The organism is Tardiphaga sp. (genome assembly GCF_044340795.1).
Lineage (GTDB): Bacteria > Pseudomonadota > Alphaproteobacteria > Rhizobiales > Xanthobacteraceae > Tardiphaga.
In genome coordinates, this window is record NZ_JBIISY010000019.1 from 20703 (window position 1) to 45338 (window position 24636).

Sequence of the window (24636 nt, forward strand, 5' to 3'; positions counted from 1 at the left end):
GGAACGAGGCCGGATCGCCCGGGTTGGCGGGACGAAGGAGGACGCCCTCATGAGCCAACGCAGGAAGAAGGCGGCACGCAAGCGTGCTCCGGCAAAGACCGCGTCACATCAGCGACATGGCGGCGCGAAGAAAGCGTCCCGCAAACGCTGGTCGCAGCACGTCACCGACACCAGCGACGCACTCGACCTCAAACACGGAGTGTTCAAGCTGCACGATCCCCGCAGGATCGCGGCGTCCTTGAAACGTTCTGCCGAGCAGAGCGATCGCCGCAAGGCGAACCCTTACCGCTCGGCGCTGTCGATGCTGACGTTCTACATCAATCGCGCTGGCAAGAACCTGCCGAAGACACAGGTGACCCGGCTGCAACGCGCAAAAGACGAATTGAAGAAGCAGTTCGGCCGCCCGTGAGACATGCTCATTCCGCTTTCTTTTGCGGATCGTCGATGACACTGACCGAGGCGGCAACGATGCGCCAGCCTTCGGGAAAGCGTATCCAGGTCTGCATCTGCCGTCCCACTTTGCCCGGCGCATTGTCGCGATAGAACAGCGTCGAGGCCACGGCGGTATCGCGGCCATAGGACGTGATCACCGTCCTCTCGATCCGCCGCATCAGGCCCACCGGTGAACGCGCGCCGCGAAAGGCCTGGATCTCGTCATAGCCGTAGAGGTTTTCCCCCATGCCATAGCGGATGGTCCGCGGATCATTCCGGAACAGCTCACCCAGCACTGCCGTGTCATTGGTGGTGAGCGCCTTTTCATAGCGCGCGAAGGCGGCGCTCACTTCGGCGATGACGTCGGGCAGATTGATTTCCATGGACATTTCCTTTGCGTCGCCCGACGACCGGGCCGAACCGCTGTCATCATAGGTCAGCAGCGCTGCCATGACGATCTCTGCCCATCGCGGCTTGACAAGGTCGCGACTTCCCTCCCTTATTGCGACTAGTTCGCATTAGCATTCGCAGTTAGATGTAAGGGAAGCGGCGTGGCATTGGGGAATTGGGCATCGGTGGCGGCACTTTCCGGGGCAGCCTGCATCTACGGGGCGAGCGCCAGCCTGGTCCACGCGCAGGAGGCGTTGTCGGAGATTACCGTGACCGCCGAGCGCGAGAAGAAAGAGGCCGACGCCTTCCAGTCCACCACGCAGCTCTCCGGAGAGGCCCTGCAGCGCGCCGCCTCGTCATCCCTGGCCGATCTGCTGGCGACCCAGCCCGGCATCGCCGCCTCGACCTTTGCGCCGGGCGCGAGCCGGCCGAATATCCGCGGCCTCGACGACTATCGCGTCCGCATCCAGGAAAACGGCGTTGGCAGCCAGGACGTCTCGGATTTCAGCCAGGACCATCAGGTGCCGGTCGATCCGCTCACCGCCGACAAGGTGGAGGTGATCCGCGGTCCGGGCACGCTGCGCTATGGCAACCAGGCCATCGGCGGCGTGGTGAATGCGATCAACAACCGCATTCCCGAGGCGCTGGTGCCGAACGGCTTTGCCGCCAAGATCAAGGGCGGCGGCTCATCGGTGGACAGCAGCGTCGATGGCGCGGCGAGCATCGATGCGTCAGGCAACAATGTCGCCATCCATGTGGACGCATTCGCCCGCCGCGCCGGTGACTATCGCATTCCCGGAGGGGGCGTGCAGGCCAATACGCGCCAGCAATCCGAAGGCCAGGCCATCGGCGGCTCGTATATTTTCGACGGCGGCTATATCGGCACTGCGCTCCAGCACATCACCAGCCTCTACCACATCCCCGGTGTCGCGGAATCCGCGAGCCGCACGCGGATCGATCTCGAACAGACCAAATGGACGACGAAGGGTGAATGGCGCGCGCCGAACGACAAGATCGATGCCATCCGCTTCGCCGTCGGCGTCAGCGACTACAGGCACAAGGAATTCGCCATTGGCGGCGATGGCATCGACGGCCTGCAGAACACCATCACCAACAAGGAAATCGAGGGCCGCGTCGAACTCGATCATGCCGCGGTGGCAACGCCGCTTGGTGCGCTGACCGGAAGCTGGGGCATCCAGGCCAGCAACCGCAAGCTCGGCACATCAGGCGTGCTCGGCGGGTTGCTGGCGCCGACCAATACGGATGCCGTGGGCGGCTTCGCCTTCGAGCAGTTGCAGCTCAATGACACGCTGAAACTGCAGGCCGCCGGCCGTATCGAGACCCTCACCGTGTCGGGCATGGCGGCCACCTTCCCGGCCAATTTCCTGCCGCCGCCGGACACGTTCAGCGAAACAGCCGCGGTGCGAAACTTCACGCCCATGAGCTTCAGCTTCGGCGTGCTGCAATCGCTGCCCTGGGACATGGTGGTGTCGCTCAATGCCAGCCGCACCCAGCGCGCCCCAGCCGCCCCCGAACTGTTCTCGCGCGGCTCCGACGGCGCATCGGGCACTTTCGTGATCGGCAATCCCAATCTCAAGATCGAAACCGCCGAATCCGTCGAACTCGGCCTCAAGCGCAGCGCCGGCCAGTTCCGCTTCGAGGCCAGCATCTATTACACGCGCTATCTCGATTTCATCTACAAGCAACTCACCGGCAATTTCTGCACCGACGTCTTCGCGAGTTGCGGCGCAACAGGCCCGCTGATGCAGGTTGCCTATGGCCAGCGCGATGCCAATTTCCGCGGCGCCGAGTTCATGGCGCAACTCGATGTCGCCCCCGTCAACGACGGCATGCTCGGCCTGGACGGTCAGTTCGACGTGGTGCGCGCGACCTTTGCCGATGGCAGCAATGTGCCCCGCATTGCCCCCATGCGGGTCGGCGGCGGCATCTGGTGGCGCAGTGCGGAATGGTATGCCCGCCTCGGCCTGCTGCATGCCTTCACGCAGGACGACATCGCGGCCAATGAAACGCCGACCAGTGGCTACAATCTGCTGAAGGCCGAAGTCAGCTACACGCACACGTTCACAAAGGTCGATGGCGGCATGCGCGACATCACTTTTGGCGTTGTCGGCGACAATCTGCTCGACGAGCGCATTCGCAACCACATATCGTTCAAGAAGGCCGAGGTGTTGCAGCCCGGTCTCGGCGTCCGGTTGTTCACGACCATGCGATTTTGACCGCCATGACCCTTGAATTCAAGACCTTGGAATCGCTCCATTTTCGTTCGCAACATGCCGCCCTGAGGGCGACATCACCGGTGACGGGCGATATGGTCCGGCGCTCTTCGCACACAGCCTCGATCCACGGAATGCAGCTTCGATGACCGGCTCCCGCTCCACGTTCCTTCTTGCCGCCGCCCTCGCGACGCTCGCTGTTCAACCGGCTTTCGCTGCCGGCGCCGAGGCGCTGCTGCCGTCGAACCTGTCGCCCTGGGGCATGTTCCAGAACGCCGACATCGTGGTGAAGACCGTGATGGTCGGCCTCGCTTGCGCCTCGCTGGTGACCTGGACTGTATGGCTCGCCAAGACCATCGAACTGCGCCGCGAAACCAGCCGCGCCCATCAGCGCCTCGAAATGCTGGAGAGCGATACGTCGCTGCGCCAGGTCGCGCGCGACAGCGCCGAGGCGCGCGATGCGGTCGCCCAGCTCATCCACACCGCCGTCCGCGAAACCGAACTCTCCCACGGCATTTTCGACGACGGCTTCAAGGAGCGCATCGCGCTGCGGCTCGAGCGTGTCGAAGGCGCAATGGCGCGGCGCATCGCGCGCGGCACCGGCATCGTCGCCACCATCGGCTCGACCTCGCCCTTCATCGGCCTGTTCGGCACCGTCTGGGGCATCATGAATGCGTTTATCGGCATTGCCGAAACCAAGACCACCAATCTCGCCGTGGTCGCGCCCGGCATCGCCGAAGCGCTGCTGGCCACGGCACTCGGTCTCGTCGCCGCCATTCCGGCGGTCATGATCTACAATGCGCTGGTGCGCAGCATCACCGGCTATCGCGCGCTGCTCGGCGACGCGTCCGCGCAAGTGATGCTTCTCATCAGCCGCGACCACAGCCGCCGCGGCATGCCGCTGGCGCGCGCTGCAGAGTAAGAGCGCGGGAAAAAACAATGGGCTCACGACTGGGCGGACGTATCGGCGCGGCGGATGATCTCGAAGTCAATCACGAGATCAATGTCACGCCCTTCATCGACGTGATGCTGGTGCTCTTGATCATCTTCATGGTGGCAGCGCCGCTCGCGACCGTGGACATGGGCGTCGATCTGCCGGCCTCCACCGCCGAGCCGCAGCCGCGGCCGGACAAGCCGGTGTTCGTCACCGTCAAGCCGGACATGACGCTCGGCATCGGCGAGGACGTGATCCAGCGCGACGGGCTCGGCGAAGCCCTCGGCGCCGCCACGAAAAACAACAAGGACGAACGCATCTTCGTGCGCGCCGACAAGGCCGTCAGCTATGGCGACCTGATGGAGGTGATGAACATGCTGCGCAATGCCGGCTATCTGAAGATCGCGCTGGTCGGCCTCGACGGACGCGCCACGCTGCAATGAATGCCTTCGCGCTCCACCATCCCGGCGACAAGGCCGCGCTGCGCTGGACCGGTTCGGCGCTGGCGATCATTGCCATCCATGCCGCCTTGATCGCCGGCGGCATCGCGCTGTATCGCAACCATGCGCCGCCGGGGACCGCCGAAACCACCATCATGATCGACATGTCGCCGATGTCCGCGGCACCGGAAGCGCAGCCTCTCGACATCGCGCCGGGTCCGCAGATGCAGCAGGCCGAGGAACAGTCCGCGCCGCCCCCCGAACCGCAGCCGCAACAGCCGGTCGAGGAGCAGATTCCGCCGACACCGCTGATGGACAAGGCCGAGGTCGCAGCACCGCAGGAACAGAAGGTAGAGCCGGTGCCGACACCGCCGGAGCCGCCAAAGGTCATTCCCGAACCGCCGAAGCCCGTGCCTGAGAAGCCGAAACCTGTTCGGGCCGAGGTGAAGAAGAAGCCGAATGAGAGCAAGCCCGCACCGCGCACCACGGCGCCGCAGCGCGCCGAACACACCGCGCCGACGAACTCCGCGGCCATGGCCGGCGCCTCGCGCGCGGCCGTGGCCAGCTACAATCAGATCGTCCAGGCGCATGTGCAGCGCTACAAGCAGTATCCCTCCGGCGCGCGCAACGGACAGGCCGGCAAGATCCGCACCATGGTGGCCTTCACGCTGAGCCGTTCGGGCAGCGTGTTGTCGGTGCGCACGATCGGCTCGTCGGGCAATCCGGCCTTTGACGCAGAGACGGTCGCCACCGTGCGCCGCGCGCAGCCATTCCCGCCCTTCCCGGCGGAGATGGCGATGTCGACCCAGTCGTTCACGCTGCCGCTGTCGTATGATTTGCGGTGAGGGCTGAGGCCGTAGGGCGGATTAGCGAAGCGTAATCCGCCGCGGAGACTCAGCCATGCACTCGGCCGGCGGATTGCGCCTTCGGCTAATCCGCCCTACGGCATCACTGCGCCGGATTGGCTCGCTCGAATTGCCGCAACAGCTTGTTGCCGCGCTCGACGGCCGAATCCAGAGCCTGCTGTGCCGTCTTCTTCCCGGCAAAGGCCGCTTCCAGTTCGTCCTCGATGGCATCGCGGATCAGCGTGAATGATCCGAGCCGCAACCCCGTCGAATTCTCCGTCGGCGGTTTCAGCGTGATCTGCTCGATGGATTTTTCGGTGCCGGGATTGCGCTGATAGAAGCCCTGCGACTTGGTCAGCTCGTAGGCCGCACGCGTGCTCGGCAGGTAACCCGTGTTCTGGTGCCACGCCGCCTGGATGTCGGGCTGTGACAGGAACGCGAAGAACTTGGCGACGCCCTTGTATTCGTCGCGCGGCCGATCACGCAGTACCCATAGGGTGGCGCCGCCGATCATCGAATTCTGCGGCGCGCTGGCGACGTCCGGCCAGTAGGGCAACATGCCGTAGCCGACATCGAATTTCGCATTCTTGAGAATGTCCGCACGTGTGCCGGACGAACCGAGGAAGATGCCGCATTCGCCCTTCTGGAAACGCGGCTCGGCGGTGGTGGCGCGGCCGCTGTAGTCAAACAATTTGGTCTTCTGCCATTCGGTGAGCTGCGCGATGTGGCGCACCATGGCGGGATTGTTGATGGTCAGCGCGGCGTCGAGGCCGGCCAACCCATTCGATCGCGTGGCCATCGCAATGTTATGAAACGCCGAAAAATTCTCGACATTGATCCATGAGGGCCATGATGTGGTGAAGCCACAGGCCGAACCCGCGGCCCGCAAGCGCTTGGCCATGGCTCCGAGCTCCGGCCATGTTTTCGGCGGCTGCTCGGGGTCGAGGCCCGCGGCGCGGAACAGATCCTTGTTGTAGTACAGGATCGGCGTCGAGGCGTTGAACGGGAACGACAGCATATTCCCGTCCGTATCGGTGTAGTAGCCGGTGATCGCCGGCAGATAGGCCGATGGCGTGAATGTCTCGGCCTGGTCGCGCATCAGCTCATAGACCGGATAGGTGGCCCCCTTCGCCGCCATCATGGTTGCCGTGCCGATCTCGTTGACCTGCACGATGGCCGGCTGGCTGCGCGAGCGGAAGGCGAAGATCGCCGAGGTCACGGTCTCGGTGTAATTGCCCTTGTAGACCGGCACGATACGGAAGCCTGTCTGGGTGGCATTGAAGTCCATCGCCAGCTTTTCGACCTGCCGGCCCAGTTCGCCCGACATGGCATGCCACCACTGCACCTCGACCACAGCCCGCGCGGGGGCCATAGCCAGCAGGGTCGTCATGACGAGCGCGCAACATCCGAGCGCCAGTTTCCGCATCGTCCTATCCTGCCTTGTTGCAGTGCCGATCGAAGCCGGGTGCCATCAGCCTGCCACAGGAGGGTCTCACCTCCCGGCAACACATCAATATGACATTTCCGATAAGGTCTTAGATGGCCATCACGGGCCGTCCGCAAGCAGATTCATCATCAACCTGCCAAACTGTGTTAAATTCCAATGCCTTTCGGTTCAATCGCAAGTATAGCTGCAAGTCTTTAGATAGACTTTGTCCGCCAAGTGAACCTTTCCCAAAGGACGAATGACACACTCGTGGTGACACGACCGCACAGTGAAGTATCCGAGGGTCAGGAAGGACTGGCGGCGAAGGGCCGAACCGGCATTGTCGGGCTTGTGCGCGCGATTCCGATCCGCTGGCGCATTCTCTCCATTGCCGCGCTGAATTCCGCCGTCGTGCTCGTTCTCGCGGGCCTGATCTGGAGCGGCTCGCGGGTGCTGTCGTCTGCCTGGGAAGATGTTCGCCAGGTGCGACAATCAGACCAGGTGCTGGCGCTGCTGGAAAGCGAGACCGGCCGGCTGCAGAACCTGATCCATCGCTACATCAACCAGCCGAGCCCCGAACTCTTCGCCGAGATTTTGCTGCTGCGCGAGGCCGTGCTGGGCACGCTGAACACCCGCGCCTCCACCGATCCGATGATCTCCGGTTCGGTCGAGGAGCTGGAGCGCGTGACAGAACGCTTCCTCTCAGGCTTCGGCGAACTGCGCTCGCTGCAGACCACCATCGCCAAGACCTATGAGGACCAGGTGCTCGGCCCGGCCAAGGACATGGCGGGGCTGTATTCCATCATCGAAGGCGCCACCGGCCAGCGCGATGCGCTGATCTGGCCCGCGCTCGGCAAATCCCGCGAGGCCTTCACCGCCATGCTGGTGGCGGCGAATTCCTACTATCTCTCGCTGGCCTCGGCATCCGCCGAAGAAGCCCGGCGCAATGCCGAGACGATCGAGCGCACCATTCCGGTGATGACCGACCTTTCCGACAACGATCTGCAGCGCATCGCCCTGCAACGCCTGAAGGGACGCGCGGGGGCTTTGCGCGAGGGTCTCGCAAAACTGTCCGAACAGCTGTCCGGCCGCACCGATCTGCTGCGCAACGCCATCGATGCCAGCCAGGCAGAAACCATCGCCGCCATTGACGGCCTGTCGGTGAAGATGCGCCAGCGCGAACAAAGCGCGCAGACGACCTTCGCCCGGACGCTGGCCGCCATCTCGCGCAACGTGCTGGTGATTGCCGGCGCCTTTCTGGGCATCATTCTCACCGCCGGCATCATCATCACGCTCAGCATTCGCCTGCCGCTGCGGCAGATCATGACCTCGATGCGGGCGATCACCTCGGGCGATCTGGACCGTAAGGTCCAGGGCACGGCGGCCAGGGACGAAATCGCCGCCATGGCACGGGCCGTCGAGGTGTTTCGCCAGAATGCCATCGCCAAGCGCGACGCCGAATACGAGCTGCGCGCCGCCAAGGAAAAGGCCGAAAGCGCGCTGCTCGAACTCAATACGGCCCAGCAGAACCTGATCGATGCCGAACGACTGGCCGCGCTCGGCGGCCTCGTTGCCGGCGTCGCCCACGAGGTCAACAATCCGATCGGCATCAGCCTCACGGTGGCGTCGAGCTTCGCCCGCCGCGCCGAGATGTTCGACGCCGAGCTGCGTTCGAAGGCGCCGTTGAAGCGCTCGCAGCTCGAGGATTTCGTCAGGACATCGCAGGATGCCGCCCAGCAGCTGGTCGCCAACCTGCACCGCGCCGGCGATCTCATCCAGTCATTCAAGCAAGTGGCGGTCGACCGCTCCCATGCCGAGCGCCGCCAGTTCAGCCTCAGCGAGGCCACCGACCAGATCATCGCCAGCCTGCGGCCGGTGCTGAAGAAGGCGCCGATCAGCATCTCCGTGGACGTGCCGGACGGGCTGCTGGTGGACGGCTATCCCGGCTCCTATGGCCAGATCCTGACCAACCTGTTCCTCAACGCCGCCAATCACGCCTTCCCGGATGGCCAGCCCGGCGCCATTTCGGTCACCGCCAAGGCGCGCGGCACTGATGACATCGAGATCAGCTTTTCCGACAATGGCGTCGGCATGAGCCCTGACGTACAACGGCAAGCATTCGATCCATTCTTTACGACGCGCCGCAACGACGGCGGCACCGGCCTCGGCCTGCACATTGTTTACAACCTGGTCACCCAGCAACTGGGCGGCCGCATGATGCTGGAATCCCGTTTGGGACAAGGCACGACATTTCGCATTATCATGCCGCGGAGCGCCACCGGTGCCGCCGGCTCATTTGACGGGACGACGCAGCAATGGCCGACCAAGACGATGTCCTCTTCCTGATCGAAGACGACGGCGAGTTACTTCACGAGTCCCATGCCCGCAAATGGAAGATCGCGGTCATCGACGACGATCAGGCCGTGCATGAAGGCACGCGCTTTGCGCTGAGCGACTATGTGTTGAACGGCCAGTCGCTGGAGATCCTGTCGGCCTATTCCGCCGCCGAGGGCCGCGACTTGATGCGCCAGCATCCCGACATCGCGGCGGTGCTGCTCGACGTCATCATGGAAACCGACGATGCCGGCCTCGCCCTTGTCGAATTCATCCGCAACGAGCTGCATAACGAGACCGTCCGCATCATCCTGCGCACCGGCCAGCCAGGCCAGGCTCCCGAGCGCCGCATCATCGTCGATTACGACATCAACGACTACAAGGCGAAGACCGAACTCACCGCCGACAAGCTGTTCACCTCACTGACGGCGGCGCTGCGCAGCTATCAGCAGCTTGAGCGCATGGTGCAGACCCGGCGCGGCCTTGAAATCATTCTCGATGCCGCCTCCACGCTCTACGACTTCCGCTCGATGCAGCGGCTCGCCGAAGGCGTTCTGACCCAGATCGCATCGCTGCTCAATGTGGATTGCGCGGGCATTCTGGTGCTGCGCGACGGCGGCTCCGTGACCGAGGATTTTGCGGTGCTGGCCGGCTCCGGCTGCTACAGCCGCTTCACCGGATGCCCGACGCCGGACTCGCTCGATTCCGATTTGCGCCAGATGGTGGAAGACGCCTTCCGCCGCCGCAAGCATGAGTTCGACGACCATCGCACCGTGCTCTACATCCGCACCGGCTCGGGTCGCGAAGTCGTGGTGCTGCTGCAGGCCGAGCGCGAGTTGTCGGAGACCGACCGTTCGCTGGTGGAGCTGTTCGGCAGCCGCCTGTCCATCGCCTTCGACAATGTAATCCTTTATCAGCAGCTCCAGGCGGCCAATACACAGCTTGAGGACCGCGTCACCCAGCGCACCCGCGCGCTGATGCAGGCCAACCGTCGCCTCTCCGCGCAGTGGCTGCGGCTGCAGCGCGCCAATGGCTTCAAGAACGAGATCCTCGGCACCGTCGCCCATGACCTGAAGAACCCGCTCGGCGTCATTCTCGGCCGCACCGAGATGCTGACCGAGCTGATTGCCGCAGGCTCTGCAAAGGAAGGCATCGCCACCCAGATCGACCATATCCGCGATGCCACCAAGCGCCTGACATCGATGGTCGACCACCTGATCTCCGACGCCATGGCCGATGCGTTCGACATCACCATCCGCCGCGAGCCGGTCGATCTCTCCGCGCTGGTGAGCGAGGTGGCCGAGGCCAATCGCCCTTCCGCGGTCAACAAGCAGCAGCAGATCGCGGTGTCCACGCCGGGCCATTCCGACCTGACCATGTGCGACGCCGATCGCATCCGTGAGGCCATCGACAATCTCATCAGCAACGCCATCAAATACTCGCCGATCGGCGGCAAGATCGACATCCGGGTGGCCGGTGATGCAGATCAGGTCCGCATCAGCGTCAGCGACGAGGGGGCCGGACTCTCGCCGGAGGATCTCGACCGCCTGTTTGGTCGCTTCCAGCGGCTCTCCGCCAAACCCACCGGCGGCGAAAGCTCGACAGGTCTCGGCCTCTCCATCGTCAAGCGCATCATCGACATGCATGGCGGCGAAGTCACCGCGGACAGCGCCGGCCCCGGCCAGGGGGCGAGCTTCGTCATTCTGCTGCCGGTCACCACCGAGGCCCGGCCATGAGCACGAGCCCGCATATCATCGTCGTCGATGACGAGGCGCCCGCCCGCGAAATGGTTGGCGATTATCTGAAGATGCACGGCTTCACCGTGACGCTGTGCGACGGCGGCAAGAGCCTGCGCGGCGAGATCGAGACCAGGGTGCCCGATCTCGTGGTGCTTGATCTCAACATGCCGGAGGAAGACGGCCTCTCGATCATCCGCGACCTCAAGAGCCGCACCAACGTGCCGGTGATCATGCTCACGGCAACAGCGAGCCCGATCGATCGCGTGGTCGGCCTCGAACTCGGCGCGGATGACTACATCGCAAAACCCTGCGAACTCCGCGAGCTGATGGCGCGCATCCGCTCGGTGCTGCGCCGGAGCGTACCCGCCAAGGCGGCTGCCGAGGCTGCACCGGCCAAGAACGCCAGGGATCATCTCGTCCGCTTCGGCACCAAATGGCTCGATCTCGAAGCCCAGGCACTGCGCGACGAGGAAGGCAACGAGCATCCGCTGACGGCGTCCGAATTCGGCCTGCTCAAGGTCTTCGCCGCCAATCCGAAGCGCGTACTGTCGCGCGAACGGTTGCTGGAGCTCGCCAATGCCCGCGACGCCGAGGCGTTCGACCGGGCCGTCGACCTCCGCATCATGCGCATCCGCCGCAAGATCGAGCCCGACCCGACAAAGCCCGCCGTAATCCGTACAATTCGCGGTGGCGGCTATTTGTTCTCTCCCGCCGGAGAGAAGGCTTAGTCCGCCGTCCGGAATGCTATCTCATTAGAAACATTCGATTTTCATCCCCGAATGTTTCGTCGCAACGGCCCCGACGAAACAATTCTCCGCCGCCACGAAACCATTTTCCGCTTTTCAAGCCGCCGTCCTGAAACCTGCAAACCTTAACAACTGATCCCACGAAACGCCCATCACCGACGTTTCAACGGGAGCCAGTCATGTCGAACGTCATCGCCATCAACGCCGCCGGCCGCCAGGGAATCATCACTGCTCGCGCCACCACGGATGAGATGCTGCTGGAGCGGATCGCCACCGGCGACCGTTCCGCGATGCACACGCTCTATGCCCGTCACAATGTCCGGGTCTATCGCTTCGTGCTGCGCATGCTGCGCGATGTCACCGCGACGGAAGATCTGGTGAGCCAAGTGTTCCTCGATGTGTGGCGCACCGCCAGCCAGTTCGAGGGCCGCTCGCAGGTCTCCACCTGGCTGTTGTCGATCGCGCGCTTCAAGGCGCTGACCGCGCTGCGCCAGCGCAAATACGAGGACATCGACCAAGACGAGGTGATGGACGTCGCCGACAGCGCCGACACGCCGGAAGCCTCACTGGACCGCAGCCGCACCAGCGAAATCCTGCGCGCCTGCGTGGCCAAGCTCTCTCCTGCGCACCGCGAGATCGTCAATCTCGTCTACTATCACGAGAAGTCGGTCGACGAAGTCGCCGGGATTGTCGGCATCCCCGCCTCCACCGTGAAGACGCGCATGTTCTATGCCCGCAAGCAGCTCGCCGACCTGCTGAAAAATGCCGGCATCGACAGCCTTGCAGCGTAACGCCTTTTCTCTCCCGACCTCAAAACCTCCACCCGGACAGGACGCCACCCTGCTCCGGGTTTTTTGTCGCCTGCGCTTTTAATCAAATCGTCACCCGCGCGAACGACCATGCCGGCGAATTCGTGGTTTTCGTGCCGGTGCTGCGATGCTATGCACACCGGACCATCAAATCGGGAGATGCCGAAATGATCGACCTTCGCCGCCTGCTCGGGCTCACTCTCATCGCCGCAGCCGGCCTCGCATTGTCGATCACGCAAGCCAGCGCGCAATTGCAGCGCCCCGATGTCGGTGACGAGCCCGGCCTGATCGCTGATGACTCCATCGAATTGCCGCCGGAATTCCAGAAGCAGATGGTGCTCTACCGCACCACCGAGCCACCGGGCACCATCATCATCTCCACCAATGAGCGCTATCTCTATCTGGTGCAGGGCAATGGCCGCGCGATGCGCTATGGCATCGGCGTCGGCCGCGACGGTTTTCAGTGGCAGGGCCTGGTCAAGATCACCCGCAAGGCCGAATGGCCTGACTGGACCCCGCCCGCGGAAATGATCCAGCGCCAGCCCTATCTGCCGCGCTTCATGGCCGGCGGCCCCGGCAATCCCATGGGTGCCCGCGCGCTCTATCTCGGCGCCACCGTCTATCGCATCCACGGCACCAACCGGCCCGACACCATCGGCACCGCCGTGTCATCCGGCTGTTTCCGTCTCGTCAATGCCGACGTCACCGATCTCTACGAGCGCGTTCCCGTCGGCACCAAGGTCGTGATCCGGCAGAAGCCCGAAATCTGAGGTGGCGTTCGCCACCGCGACTCCTTGCATCACCACACGTTAATCAGGGGCTGACCACTCATGGCGATGAAGCGCACTTTCGTGACCGGACTGGCCATCGGCCTTGCGGTCGCCACCGCGATCGCAGCCGCCGCGATCACCTATGAACGCTACGACACCAAGACGCTGAAACGTACCATCAAGCGCGACGCGGTTCTGTGCGGCGTCAACCAGAGCCTGCCGGGCTTTTCGGCGCCGGATGCGCAGGGCAACTGGAGCGGTTTTGACGTCGATTTCTGCCGCGCTGTCGCCGCCGCCATCTTCGACGATCCGAAGAAGGTGAAATTCGTCGGCCTCGACGCCAATGAGCGCTTCAAGGAGCTGCAGAGCCGCAAGATCGACATCCTCGCGCGCAACACCACCTGGAGCATGTCGCGCGAGAGCAATCTGGCGCTCTATTTCCCGGCCGTGTCCTATTACGACGGCCAGAGCTTCATGATCCCGAAGTCGCGCAATATCGACTCGGCGCTCGAGCTCAATGACAGCAAGGTCTGCGTGCAGGACAACACCACCACCGTGCTGAATGCAGCGGATTACTTCCGCGCCAACAACATCAAATACACCGAAGTGAAATTCGCGAAGCTGGAGGATGTCCTCAAGGCCTATAATTCCGGCCAGTGCGACACTTTCACGGCGGATGCCTCACAGCTCTACGCCCTGCGCCTGACGCTGGCGAAGCCGGACGATCACGTGATCCTGCCCGATGTCATCTCGAAGGAGCCGCTGGCTCCGGTGGTCCGCCAGCGCGATGATGACTGGATGATGATCGTGAAATGGACGCTCTATGCGATGATCAATGCCGAAGAGCTCGGCATCACCTCGAAGAATATCGACGAGGCACTGAAGTCTAAGAAGCCGGACGTGATGCGCCTGGTCGGCACCGAGGGCGTCTATGGCGAGGATCTCGGCCTGTCGAAGGACTGGGCGGCGCGGATCATCCGCCACGTCGGCAATTACGGCGAGGTGTATGAGCGCAATGTGGGCGACGGCTCGAAGCTGAAGATCCCGCGCGGGTTGAACCAGACCTGGAATGCCGGCGGCATCCAATACGCACCGCCGATTCGCTAAACTCTCGGTGTCATCGCCCGGCTCGACCGGGCGATCCAGTAGACACGGACTTCTGAAATACGAACGCGGCGCCTGTGTTTACTGGATCACCCGCTTTCGCGGGTGATGACAGATGGAGCCGAGGCTTTCCTACCTCAATACTTCTTCATCTTCGCCAGCTGGTCCGCGTGAAAATTGCTGTCGCCCAGCAATTCCTGGCACACCCTCGCGCGCTTCATGAACAGGCCAACGTCGAACTGGTCGGTCATGCCCATGCCGCCATGCATCTGCACGCCCTCCTGCACCGCCAGCGTCGCCGTGGTGCCAGCCTTGGCTTTCGCCACAGCAACGGCCGCTGCCGCATTCGGCGCGTCGGCATCGAGCAATTGCAGCGCCTTCATCGCAGCAGCCCGCGTCACCTCGATTTCCGTATAGAGATGCGCCGCGCGGTGCTGCAGTGCCTGGAATTCGCCGATCAGTTTTCCAAACTGCTTGCGCTCCTTGAGATACGTCACTGTCCGCCCGAATACTTCGTCCGACAGTCCCACCATCTCGGCCGCCAAGGCACCCCGGCCGATACTCAGCACGCGATCAAGCAACGCGCCGCCCTGATCGACCTCGCCGAGCACGCTGTCGGCATCGACGGCGACATTGTCGAACACGATCCGCGCCGCATTATGCGCATCGACCATGACCGTGCGCTCAACGGCGATGCCCTTCGCCTTGGGATCGATGGCGAACAAGGTCAGCCCCTCGCGCTCGCCCACGCTGCCGCCGCTGCGCGCCGCCACGATCAGGAGATCGGCGGTGTGGCCATCGACCACGAAAGCCTTGTCGCCGCTGAGTTTGAAACCATTGCCGGAACGCTCGGCCTTCAGGGCAATGTGCAACGGACGATGTTTCGTCCCCTCATCGATCGCGAGAGCGGCGAGCAGCTTGCCCTCCGCGATATTCGGCAGATAAGCCGATTGCTGCGCCTCGCTGCCGCCGCGCAATGCGGTGACTGACAGTACTGATGTCGCAAAGAACGGCGACGGCATCAGCGTGCGACCGATCTCTTCCATGATGACGCCGGCCTCGACGGCTCCGAGCCCGCTGCCGCCATGGGCTTCCGGCACCAGGAGGCCGGCAAAACCCATTTCGGCAAAGGTCTTCCAGTGGTCGCGCGAAAAGCCCGTCGCGTCCTTGCTGTCACGGAGCTGCCGGAAATGAGCGATCGGCGCCTTGTCACCGATGAATCCCCGCGCGCTGTCGCGGAGCATGGTCTGTTCTTCGTTGAGGAGGAGAGGCATGGGATGATGTCCAATTCGCTGTCGATATCGTTTACACTCCGTCATGGCCGGGCTTGACCCGGTCATCCATCTTGCGACGCGCGGCGAAGATGGATCCCCGGGTCAAGCCCGGGGATGACAGCGGAGAAAGCCTCAAGCTCCCGGCAAATCCAGAATCCGTTTCGCGACGATTCCCAGCATCACTTCGCTGGTGCCGCCCTCGATGGAATTCGCCTTTGTCCGCAGCCAGGCACGCGGCTTCACACCTTCTTGCGAACGCGCGCTTTCCCATTCCAGCGCATCGCTGCCGCCCGCCGACATCAGGATTTCGTGGCGCCGCTTGTTGAGTTCGGTTCCGTAATATTTCATCGCCGACGAGAACGCCGGATGCCCCTGCCCGGCCTTGGCGAGATCGACCGCCCGTTCCGCTGCACAGGCCAGTGCCGCCTCGTCCACCTCGAATGTCGCGATCTGCCCGCGCAGCATCGCATCGTCGAGCCGGCCTTCGCCATCAACCCCGATCGTATCCGCCGCCACCTGACCGAGCGGACGGCCGACGCCGCGCTCGCCCATGCCGGAGATCATCGCCCGCTCATGCTGCAGCAGATATTTGGCGACGTCCCAACCGCGATTGACCGTGCCGACCACATGCGATTTCGGCACGCGCACATTGTCGAAGAAAGTCTCGCAGAACGGCGACTTTCCGGAGATCAAGAGGATCGGCTTCGTCGAGACGCCAGTAGACGCCATGTCGAACAGGATGAAGCTGATGCCGTCATGCTTCTTCGCCGCGCCGTCGGTGCGCACCAGGCAGAAAATCCAGTCGGCGTAATTGGCGTAGGACGTCCAGATCTTCGAGCCATTGATCACATAATGATCGCCATCGCTCTCCGCGCGCGTCTGCAGCGAGGCGAGGTCGGAGCCGGCATTCGGCTCGGAATAGCCCTGGCACCAGCGGATCAGACCCGCGGCGATCTTCGGCAGATGTTCTTTCTTCTGCGCGTCATTGCCGTATTTCAGCAGCGCCGGCCCGAGCATCCAGATGCCGAAGCTCGACAGCGGCGGACGCGCACCGATCTTCGCCATCTCCTCGCGCAGCACTTTCGCCTGGGCACCGTCGAGGCCGCCGCCGCCATATTCCTTTGGCCAGTCCGGCACGGTCCAGCCCTTGTCGCGCATGCGCTCGAACCAGAGGCGCTGCGGCTCCGACGCGAATTTCGTGTTGCGACCGCCCCAGAACACATCTTCATCGGCCGTGACAGGTTTGCGCATCTCCGGCGGGCAATTCTGCTCCAGCCAGGCGCGGGTATCGCTGCGGAATGTCTCGAGATCCGACATCGGGTGTTTCCTGTTGTTTGTGCGCAAGCGTGGGACGCCCGCATTGTTGTTGGCGCGAAGCTTACCCGGCAGATCGCGGAATTCAATGGCTTGTCGCGAGGTGCGAAGACCCGTTAGCTTCGCCCGATAACGAACAAGAACGAGACGAGGAACGAGATGCGCCTGAAGCTTCTTTCGCCTGGCGAAATGACCGCCGACCAGAAGGCGATCTATGATGAATCCATCGCCAGCAAGCGCGGCAAGCCGCCGGAGCCGATGATGGCCTGGCTCGCCAGCCCCGAAATGGCACGTCACGCTACGCGCCTCGGCGCGTTCCTGCGCTACGACACCTCGCTGTCAGATGCGCATGCCGAACTCGCGATCCTGGTCACCGCGCGGCACTGGACGGCGCATTTCGAATGGTATGCCCACAAACGGTTTGCGCTGAATGCGGGCCTCGATCCCGCCATCATCGAAGACATCAAGAACCGCCGCACGCCGACCTTCGGCGAGACGAGAGAGCGCGTGATCTATGACATCGCCAGGTCGCTGCACGAGGCGCAGGGCTTGTCGAAGCCGCTCTATGACGAAGCCAACGAGGTGCTCGGCACCAAGGCGCTGGCCGAGATCATCGGCCTGTGCGGCTATTACACGATGGTCTCGATGACGCTGAACACCTATGAATTCGGCCTGCCGGACGGACAGGTATCGGAATTGGCGTGACACGTAGGGCGGATGAGGCGAAGCCGTCATCCGCCGCGGAGTTTCAGCTATGAAATCGGCCGGCGGATTTCGCCTTCGGCTCATCCGCCCTACAAATCCACTTTCTGGAAACGATGGGTTTCGCGAAGGCGCTCTACCTACCCGCCAGCACTGTGACTAGATCGTCTGGAGCATCACACCACGCAGGAGCCTCGCTATGCCCGATACCAACCCGCCGATCCCCGCTGGCACTAGGATCGGCCATGTACATCTCAAGGTCGCCGATCTCGATCGCGCGCTCGGCTTCTATCGCGATGTGCTCGGCTTCCAGATCAAGGCACGCTACGGCGACCAGGCCGTGTTCATCGCCGCCGGCGACTATCATCATCATATCGGCCTCAACACCTGGGAGAGCAAAGGCGGCCAGCCGCCCGCGCCCGGCACCACCGGCCTCTTCCACACCGCCATCCTGTATCCGACCCGCGCCGACCTCGCCGACGCCTTGCACCGTGTGCTCGCCGCCGGAATCCAGCTCGACGGCGCCAGCGACCATGGCGTCAGCGAAGCGCTGTATCTGCGCGATCCCGACCAGAACGGGGTGGAGCTGTATTGGGACCGCCCGGAAAGCGAATGGCCACGCGATGCCAATGGCGAGATCGAGATGTTCACGAAACGGCTGGATGTCGAGGATTTATTGCGGGCACGGGAGGCGTAAAACGCCGACCCGTAGGATGGGTTGAGCGTCTTCGCGATACCCATCACCATCGGCGCAAGAAGTGATGGGTATCGCTGCGCTCAACCCATCCTACGACCGCGGTGTTTTAGCCGCTCCCCGCACCATGATCATCACCGCCGCGATCACCTGCAGCGCCATGCAGCTGTAGAACGGCACGCTATAGCTGCCCGAAATATCCTTGAGCCAGCCGACGATGCCCGGCCCGAAGGCATAGGTCACCTGTGTCACCGAGGTGATCAGGCTCACCAGCACCCCGAAGGCACGTGGATCAAATTCGCGTTGCACGATCAGCGCCGGCAGCGTGATCAGATTGCCCACCGAAAATCCGAACAGCGCGCAGGCCAGGAAGATCAGCGCATCACTGTGAAAATTGATGACGATGGCCAGCGCGACGGCCTGACTGAGAAACGAGAAGGCCGAAGCCAGCCGTTGATTGAGCCGGTCGATCACGGTCGAGAAAAGCACGCGCCCGACGACTGCCATGACCGTCAGCAGCGACACCGCGGCGGCGGCGCGCTCACGGCCGATCACCGGATCGAGAAACGAGATCAGGTGAACGATGAAGCCCACCTGCGCAAACAGTCCGAAGGCGAAAGCGATGGTCACCGACAGGAAAGCGATATCGCGGATCGCCTGGGCGCGGATGCGCGTCGAGGACGGCGCATTCGCCACAGCACTATTGCCGACAGCAGCGCGATGCGGAGGATGGCCGACAAAGATCAGGATCACCGGCAGCAGCAACAGCAGCATGGCGCCGACCGCCGCCATCGTGGCGCCGGCGAAGCCGAAGGCATTGCTCGCCGCGACCAGCAGCGGCACGCCAACAATACCACCGAAGCTGGCACCATTGAGCGCAAGGCTGATGGCCATGCCGCGCTTCTTGTCGAACCACATGCCGAGCGTGTTGGTGATGGCGCCGAGGCTGGTGCCGGCCCAGCCGAAGGCGAGCAGCACATTCACCGCATAGAGCTGCCACGGCGCCGTGATCTGGCCGAGCAGCACGGTGGCGATGCTGAGCATGCCGACGCCGGCCAGCAGCGTGTTGCGCGGGCCGAGCGCCCGCATCGCCTCGCTGACAAAGGCGACGAGCAATGCGCCGACGAGATAGAAGAAGGTGGTGGCCGTCGCGATGGTCGAGGCCGGCCAGCCATGGACGCGCTGGAGTTCCGCGAGATAGACGCTCTGTCCGTAGAAGCCGAGGGCCCATCCGAAGGTCGCAAGGACGAAGCAAACACCTACGATCCGCCAGCCTTCATAACGAATCGAAGCCTCGTTGGTCTGCCCCTGTGAAGTCGCGTCCATTCCGGATCTGCTTTCGTTGACTTTCCCCGATGCATGCTGCTCTGCGACATCACGCCGCGCAGATTTAGCATCGTTCCAGCCATTAACCACCCGATTTCCCCGGGAAAAAGCCTGCGTTTTTTAACTTCGCCTGCAAGCTATCCAAACGTTCACTTTCTTGGCAGATGAACTCTGGGGCACCATATGCTAGGGGTGATTGCATATGGAGGATTTGAAACCGTGAACGCTCTTGCCGAAGTGACTGAACAGACCGACCGCTCGCTCCTGATCGTTGAGGACGACAAGCCGTTTCTGGAACGCCTGTCACGCGCGATGGAGACCCGCGGTTTTACCGTCACCTCCTGCGATACCGTTTCTGACGGCCTTGCCCATATCGGCAAGTCGGCGCCGGCTTTTGCCGTGGTCGATCTTCGCCTCGGCGACGGCAACGGTCTGGACGTTGTCTCCGCACTGAAGCAGCAGCGCCCGGAAGCCCGCGCCATCGTGCTGACCGGCTACGGCAACATCGCCACCGCCGTGACCGCGGTGAAGATGGGCGCCGTCGACTATCTGTCGAAGCCGGCCGATGCCGATGACGTCGTCAATGCGTTGCTCGCGATCGACAGCGACAAGTCGGAATTGCCGAACAATCCGATGTCGGCCGACCGCGTGCGCTGGGAGCACATCCAGCGCATCTACGAGATGTGCAACCGCAACGTCTCGGAAACCGCGCGCCGCCTCAACATGCACCGCCGCACGCTGCAGCGCATCCTCGCCAAGCGCGCGCCAAGATAAGCGTTCAGCTATCAGAACTCATTCGGCCAGGCTGCATGACCTTGAGGGTCGTGCAGCCTGTTCAGTCTGTGCGCTGCCGTCATCGCAAAGCGCAGCATCATTGATTTGCGCGTCGCTGCCGGCAGCTTGTGCTCCGGCGCCTCGCACTGCACATGCGCCCCATAGGCATCCGCAACGATCAGCCCGGTCTCACCGGGGAAAATCTCGCATGGCAGATCCTGCGTGAAGGCGAAGAACAGCCGGTCGCAATGGGCGCGGTAGTCCGGCCATTTCTGGTCGGCGCGCAGATCCTCCACCGATGACTTGATCTCGACGATCCAGATCTCGCCCTTCTCATTCATCGCCACCAGATCCGCCCGCCGTCCCGACGGCAGCGATAGCTCGGCCACGCATGAAAATCCGAGCGAGCGCAACAGGCGCACGGTTCCGCGCGCGATCGCCAACGCCGTTTCGGACTGGCGGCGGTCGAAAATCAGCGTCGGGGTTTGAACGGCGGTCGATTCCATGGCGACGAACTTAGCCGATTTCAGTTGGAGCGCCCAATACGCACGACGGGGACCGGCCGCTGGAACGCCGCTGCGCTGCCTCCGTGCTGCCGCACGCGTCAAAACCGGCGTCACCACCGACAAAGCTCACTCACCCGCGCGTGATCAAGCGAAAGAACCGGAGACATTCCATGAGTTTAGCCCGTATCGGCCGCATCGCCTTGATCGTCGCTGCCGCAAGTTTGCCGCAAGTCCTGCTGGCGTCATCTGCGCTCGCAAAACCTACCGTGGAAGTCGCTTTTGTGCTCGACACGACTGGTTCCATGGCCGGCCTGATCGAAGGCGCCAAGCGCAAGATCTGGTCGATCGCGACCTCGATCCTCGACCAGAATCCCGATGCGGAAATCCGCATGGGCCTCGTCGCCTATCGCGATATCGGCGACGACTATGTGACGAAGAAATTCGATCTCACCACCGACATCCAGGACCTTTACGCCAACCTCCTGCAGGTGCGCGCGCAAGGTGGCGGCGACTGGCCGGAAAGCGTCAATGAGGCGCTGGATGTGGCGGTCAACAAGCTGCAATGGACCAAGGGCAGCGATGCCCGCCGCATCGTCTTCCTGGTCGGCGACGCCCCACCGCACATGGATTATGCGCAGGACACCAAATACGAGGTCACGATGAAGGTGGCGCAGCAGAAGGACATCATCGTCAATGCGGTGCTGACCGGTGGCGCACGTGACACCGAGCGCGTCTGGCGCGACGTCGCCCAGCGCGGCGACGGCCGCTTCATGGCGATCCCGCAGGATGGCGGACAGGTGGTGATCATCGAGACGCCGTATGATGAGGAGATCATCATCCTGCAGAACGAGATCAACAAGACGGTGATTCCGTATGGTCCCCGCGCGCTGCAGAAGCGCACGGAGGAAAAGACCCGGCAGCTGTCGGAAGTCGCCCGCGCCGCGCCGGCTTCGGCGTCGGACATGGCGAGCTATATCAACAAGAAAGCCAAAGTGTCGTCGGAGGCGGTGACCGGCGGCGGCGATCTGGTGGCCGATGTGGCATCGGGCGGCAAGAAGCTTGATGGCGTCAAGGATGACGAACTGCCGGATTCGCTTCGGAAAATGTCGATGCAGGATCGTACGGCCGAGCTCGACAAGCAGATGGCGGTGCGCAAGGAGCTGAATGCCAAGCTCGCCGCATTGGTCGCCAAGCGCGACGCCTATGTGGCTGCCCAGCGCGACAAGACGGCGGCCCCGAAGGCGTCGTCCTTCGACCGCGAGGTGGAGGCGACATTGAAGCTGCAGTTGAAGAAGTGATCCGCTGACTTGTCATCCCCGCCTAGCGCATCGAAGATGCGCGCTGAGCGGGGATCCAGTAAACTCCGGCCTTGCCTTTCCATCGCGAACGCTGGTGTTTACCGGGTCGCCCGGTCAAGCCGGGCGATGACAGATGAGCGTCACGAATGTCCTCTTCCATCGCCCTCAAAAATCGGCATTGTGGCGCCATGACAGAGAGCGCACCCAAGGCCCAGGCGGGCGGCACCATCATTCCGGTCACGCTGTTCCAGCAGAACTGCATGCTGCTATGGGATGAAGCCACGCGGCAGGCTGTTGTGATCGATCCCGGCGGCGATGTGCCGCTGATCCAGGAGGCGATTGCCAAGGCCAATGTGAAGGTCGAGCAGATCTGGCTTACCCATGGCCATATCGACCATGTAGGCGGAGCCGCCGAACTCCGAGATGCACTGAAGGTCGAGATCATCGGCCCGCACAAGGCCGACGACTACCTGCTCGATAATGTCGAATCCTCCGGCGCCAATTACGGCATCACCGGCGTCCGCAATTTCCGGCCCGACCGCTGGCTCGAAGAAGGCGACAAGGTCAGCGTCGGCGGCCTCTCCTTCGACATCCTGCACTGCCCCGGCCATTCGCCGGGCAGCGTCGTGTTCTACAGCCAGGCAATGAAGTTCGCCCATGTGGGCGACGTGCTGTTCGCCGGCTCGGTCGGCCGCACGGATCTGCCGGGCGGCAGCCACGAGACACTGATCAATTCCATCACGACCAAGCTGATCCCGCTTGGTGACGATGTCGGCTTCATCTGCGGCCACGGGCCGGGCTCAAGCATCGGCCAGGAGCGGATGACCAACCCCTTCCTCACCGGAATGGCCTGATTTCGATCAACTGGCGTGGTCGAAATCGATCCAGTTATCGATCTGCGAGGCGGCAATCGTCCGCTTCGGCTGAACGGGGTTCAAGGTCCCGGCAGTAGCCGTCCAGCCCTTTGCCACAATCTCGCGGGCAAAGACCTTGGCATCGACTTCGGACTTGAAAGTTTTGGTGGTGCGCGCCGGCCCCGTGGCGCGGGTATCGGACTTGATCGTCCGGTCAGGGCCAAAAGCAACATACCAAGTATCGGGTTTCGTCATCATGGCTGTCATAACGCCAATTGTGACGAAAAGTTGCATGAGTTGTGGCACTTCGCGGATTTGTCGCAGGTGCCGAGCACACCCTCTCAACAAGGCAGGCCGCCCGACCGGGGCGACCTGCAGTTTGGGAGACACTAGGTTCTCGCTAAGTCAGGTAACCGACTCTCAGTCGATGACTTCCACAATGCGATGGGTGCCGGGTTCGACCAGAACCGTGCGGCCATTGACCACCGTGTAGCGATACTGGCGCGCAGCGCTGTATTCGGCCGGCACCTCATAGTAGGTTACGCCGCTGGCGGGCAGCACGGTGCCGACACGAACTTCACGCTCATAAGTGTAGGACGGGCGGCGCTGATCGACCACGTAGCTGCGGAAGCGCGGCCGGTCATCGACGCCCAGCACGCCCGCGACGCCACCGACCACACCACCAATGGTGCCACCAACAATGGCGCCGACAGGACCAGCAGCGCGTTCACCTTCGGCCGCGCCACGCTCGATACCCCCGGGAACGCCCTGGGCTTGAGCGACGGCCGGAAGTGCCATCACGGCAACGACGGCGGCAGTTCCAAGAAGACGGCGGATCATGATGATCTCCATTTTGCGATTGCACATATTGCGGCGATACAAGTGCGCCACCGTGCAATGGTTCCGGAGCCAAGAACGTGGAATGATCCTTGTCGAAAGCATTTTTTCGATGTCAGCCGGGAACCACGACGTTAGTTAGTACCGTTTGATAGTACCAATCGGACTTGAGTGCTTTCCAATTCCGGGATTCAGCCATGCATCTGTTTTCGTAACAGCCCTCTGTCCAGCTCACCGTCATTCTGTATCGTTGAGTTTTTGAGGAAGTTGTTCTGTGTCGAAAATGATTGTTAGTTCTCCAGATGACGAAGCATTTCTGAAGGCAGTCGAGCTCATTTATGATGCGGCTGCCGATCCCGGCGTATGGCCGGCCGCCCTCCATGCGATCTCGGCTCGCTTCAACGCCGCCGGCGCCATCCTGATCTGGCAACGCGACGACGGAAAGTTTGGCACGGTCGCGTCCGAAGGCATCGCCGAAGCACAAAAAGACTATGTGGAAAGCGGCTGGCTTGGTCGCGACATCCGGGCCATCCGCGGCCTCGAACGTGGCTACTTCTTCAACGGCGAACCATTCAGCGACAGCCACATCTGTACGCCCGAAGAACTCGCGACCAATCCATTCTACACCGAGTTTCTGACCCGCCACGACCTCAAATGGTTCGGCGCCGTTGCCGTTTCGCCAGATCCTCATCTCGCTGTCGGATTGAGTGTCCAGCGTCGGCCTGATTCTGCGCCGTTCGATGCGGAGGAATTGAAGGTCATCGCCCATTTCGGGCGCTATGTCGAAAAATCCCTCCGGCTCTCGATCCAGCTGATCGATGCGGAAGTGTCCAAGATCGGCCTAGCCGAAGCGC

Annotated in this window: 24 protein-coding genes and 1 pseudogene; 17 read left to right on the forward strand and 8 right to left on the reverse strand. The window is 62.8% G+C overall.

Annotated features, from left to right (window positions below; genetic code table 11):
* Positions 1-49 precede the first annotated feature (49 nt).
* Positions 50-409 (forward strand): DUF3175 domain-containing protein, encoded by a 360-nt coding sequence (locus ACIQ17_RS05185; RefSeq protein WP_398466142.1) that lies wholly within the window; start codon positions 50-52, stop codon positions 407-409.
* Positions 410-416: 7 nt separating this feature from the next.
* Here the strand turns inward: ACIQ17_RS05185 and hpxZ are convergent, their stop codons facing one another.
* Positions 417-815 (reverse strand): oxalurate catabolism protein HpxZ, encoded by a 399-nt coding sequence (hpxZ, locus tag ACIQ17_RS05190; RefSeq protein ID WP_398466144.1) that lies wholly within the window; start codon positions 813-815, stop codon positions 417-419.
* Positions 816-983: 168 nt separating this feature from the next.
* On the opposite strand from hpxZ, the gene ACIQ17_RS05195 reads away from it, so the two are divergent.
* From ACIQ17_RS05195 to ACIQ17_RS05210, 4 genes are all read left to right on the forward strand, one after another.
* Positions 984-3059, forward strand: a complete 2076-nt coding sequence (locus tag ACIQ17_RS05195; protein ID WP_398466097.1) for a TonB-dependent receptor — start codon at positions 984-986, stop codon at positions 3057-3059.
* Between the two features lie 142 nt (positions 3060-3201).
* The gene (exbB, locus tag ACIQ17_RS05200; protein WP_398466099.1) at positions 3202-3978 is read left to right on the forward strand and encodes a tonB-system energizer ExbB; all 777 of its coding nucleotides are present in this window, start codon (positions 3202-3204) and stop codon (positions 3976-3978) included.
* 17 nt (positions 3979-3995) lie between these two features.
* On the forward strand, positions 3996-4433 hold the full coding sequence (gene exbD / locus ACIQ17_RS05205; RefSeq protein ID WP_398466101.1) for a TonB system transport protein ExbD: 438 nt from the start codon (positions 3996-3998) through the stop codon (positions 4431-4433).
* Complete coding sequence (locus tag ACIQ17_RS05210; protein WP_398466103.1) at positions 4430-5275, forward strand: cell envelope integrity protein TolA; 846 nt, start codon at positions 4430-4432, stop codon at positions 5273-5275. Before exbD ends, ACIQ17_RS05210 begins: the two co-directional genes overlap by 4 nt.
* Positions 5276-5378: 103 nt before the next feature.
* Here ACIQ17_RS05210 and ugpB read toward each other — a convergent pair whose 3' ends face one another.
* On the reverse strand, positions 5379-6701 hold the full coding sequence (gene ugpB, locus ACIQ17_RS05215; RefSeq protein ID WP_398466105.1) for a sn-glycerol-3-phosphate ABC transporter substrate-binding protein UgpB: 1323 nt from the start codon (positions 6699-6701) through the stop codon (positions 5379-5381).
* Positions 6702-7061: 360 nt separating this feature from the next.
* Here ugpB and ACIQ17_RS05220 point away from each other — a divergent pair, with 360 nt between their 5' ends.
* From ACIQ17_RS05220 to ACIQ17_RS05245, 6 genes are all read left to right on the forward strand, one after another.
* The gene (locus ACIQ17_RS05220) at positions 7062-9047 is read left to right on the forward strand and encodes an ATP-binding protein (RefSeq protein WP_398466146.1); all 1986 of its coding nucleotides are present in this window, start codon (positions 7062-7064) and stop codon (positions 9045-9047) included.
* Positions 9017-10771: a DUF3369 domain-containing protein gene (locus tag ACIQ17_RS05225; protein WP_398466108.1), complete on the forward strand. Its 1755-nt coding sequence runs from the start codon at positions 9017-9019 to the stop codon at positions 10769-10771. The genes ACIQ17_RS05220 and ACIQ17_RS05225 overlap by 31 nt, the downstream gene beginning before the upstream one ends.
* A complete protein-coding gene (locus ACIQ17_RS05230; protein WP_398466110.1) occupies positions 10768-11502 on the forward strand; it encodes a response regulator in 735 nt (244 codons plus the stop codon). Before ACIQ17_RS05225 ends, ACIQ17_RS05230 begins: the two co-directional genes overlap by 4 nt.
* Positions 11503-11699: 197 nt before the next feature.
* Entirely contained in the window at positions 11700-12311 is a 612-nt protein-coding gene (locus tag ACIQ17_RS05235; RefSeq protein WP_398466112.1) for a sigma-70 family RNA polymerase sigma factor, read from the forward strand.
* A gap of 185 nt (positions 12312-12496) precedes the next feature.
* Complete coding sequence (locus tag ACIQ17_RS05240) at positions 12497-13099, forward strand: L,D-transpeptidase (RefSeq protein WP_398466114.1); 603 nt, start codon at positions 12497-12499, stop codon at positions 13097-13099.
* 66 nt (positions 13100-13165) lie between these two features.
* A complete protein-coding gene (locus ACIQ17_RS05245) occupies positions 13166-14206 on the forward strand; it encodes an amino acid ABC transporter substrate-binding protein (RefSeq protein ID WP_398466148.1) in 1041 nt (346 codons plus the stop codon).
* Positions 14207-14340: 134 nt separating this feature from the next.
* Here ACIQ17_RS05245 and ACIQ17_RS05250 read toward each other — a convergent pair whose 3' ends face one another.
* Complete coding sequence (locus ACIQ17_RS05250) at positions 14341-15477, reverse strand: acyl-CoA dehydrogenase family protein (protein WP_398466116.1); 1137 nt, start codon at positions 15475-15477, stop codon at positions 14341-14343.
* A gap of 132 nt (positions 15478-15609) precedes the next feature.
* Positions 15610-16794: an acyl-CoA dehydrogenase family protein gene (locus ACIQ17_RS05255; protein ID WP_398466119.1), complete on the reverse strand. Its 1185-nt coding sequence runs from the start codon at positions 16792-16794 to the stop codon at positions 15610-15612.
* 156 nt (positions 16795-16950) lie between these two features.
* Between ACIQ17_RS05255 and ACIQ17_RS05260 the strand changes: the two genes are divergently transcribed.
* Together ACIQ17_RS05260 and ACIQ17_RS05265 are read left to right on the forward strand one after the other, a co-directional pair.
* Positions 16951-17496, forward strand: coding sequence for a carboxymuconolactone decarboxylase family protein (locus ACIQ17_RS05260; protein ID WP_398466122.1), 546 nt, complete (start codon positions 16951-16953; stop codon positions 17494-17496).
* Positions 17497-17692: 196 nt separating this feature from the next.
* Entirely contained in the window at positions 17693-18190 is a 498-nt protein-coding gene (locus ACIQ17_RS05265; protein ID WP_398466124.1) for a VOC family protein, read from the forward strand.
* Positions 18191-18280: 90 nt separating this feature from the next.
* Here ACIQ17_RS05265 and ACIQ17_RS05270 read toward each other — a convergent pair whose 3' ends face one another.
* Positions 18281-19513, reverse strand: a complete 1233-nt coding sequence (locus tag ACIQ17_RS05270) for an MFS transporter (RefSeq protein ID WP_398466126.1) — start codon at positions 19511-19513, stop codon at positions 18281-18283.
* A gap of 219 nt (positions 19514-19732) precedes the next feature.
* Between ACIQ17_RS05270 and ACIQ17_RS05275 the strand changes: the two genes are divergently transcribed.
* Positions 19733-20287 carry an ActR/PrrA/RegA family redox response regulator transcription factor gene (locus ACIQ17_RS05275; protein WP_398466128.1) on the forward strand — a complete coding sequence of 185 codons (555 nt, stop codon included), beginning with the start codon at positions 19733-19735 and terminating at the stop codon, positions 20285-20287.
* 11 nt (positions 20288-20298) lie between these two features.
* On the opposite strand, the gene ACIQ17_RS05280 is transcribed toward ACIQ17_RS05275, so the two are convergent.
* The gene (locus ACIQ17_RS05280; RefSeq protein ID WP_398466130.1) at positions 20299-20793 is read right to left on the reverse strand and encodes an MmcB family DNA repair protein; all 495 of its coding nucleotides are present in this window, start codon (positions 20791-20793) and stop codon (positions 20299-20301) included.
* Positions 20794-20963: 170 nt separating this feature from the next.
* On the opposite strand from ACIQ17_RS05280, the gene ACIQ17_RS05285 reads away from it, so the two are divergent.
* On the forward strand, positions 20964-22091 hold the full coding sequence (locus tag ACIQ17_RS05285; RefSeq protein WP_398466132.1) for a VWA domain-containing protein: 1128 nt from the start codon (positions 20964-20966) through the stop codon (positions 22089-22091).
* A 188-nt stretch (positions 22092-22279) separates the two neighbouring features.
* A complete protein-coding gene (locus ACIQ17_RS05290; RefSeq protein WP_398466134.1) occupies positions 22280-22945 on the forward strand; it encodes an MBL fold metallo-hydrolase in 666 nt (221 codons plus the stop codon).
* Between the two features lie 6 nt (positions 22946-22951).
* On the opposite strand, the gene ACIQ17_RS05295 is transcribed toward ACIQ17_RS05290, so the two are convergent.
* Both ACIQ17_RS05295 and ACIQ17_RS05300 read right to left on the reverse strand, forming a co-directional pair.
* Positions 22952-23239: a hypothetical protein gene (locus tag ACIQ17_RS05295; RefSeq protein WP_398466136.1), complete on the reverse strand. Its 288-nt coding sequence runs from the start codon at positions 23237-23239 to the stop codon at positions 22952-22954.
* 126 nt (positions 23240-23365) lie between these two features.
* Entirely contained in the window at positions 23366-23785 is a 420-nt protein-coding gene (locus ACIQ17_RS05300; RefSeq protein WP_398466138.1) for a DUF1236 domain-containing protein, read from the reverse strand.
* 271 nt (positions 23786-24056) lie between these two features.
* Between ACIQ17_RS05300 and ACIQ17_RS05305 the strand changes: the two are divergent.
* Positions 24057-24636, forward strand: a pseudogene (locus ACIQ17_RS05305) (helix-turn-helix transcriptional regulator); the annotation flags it as partial.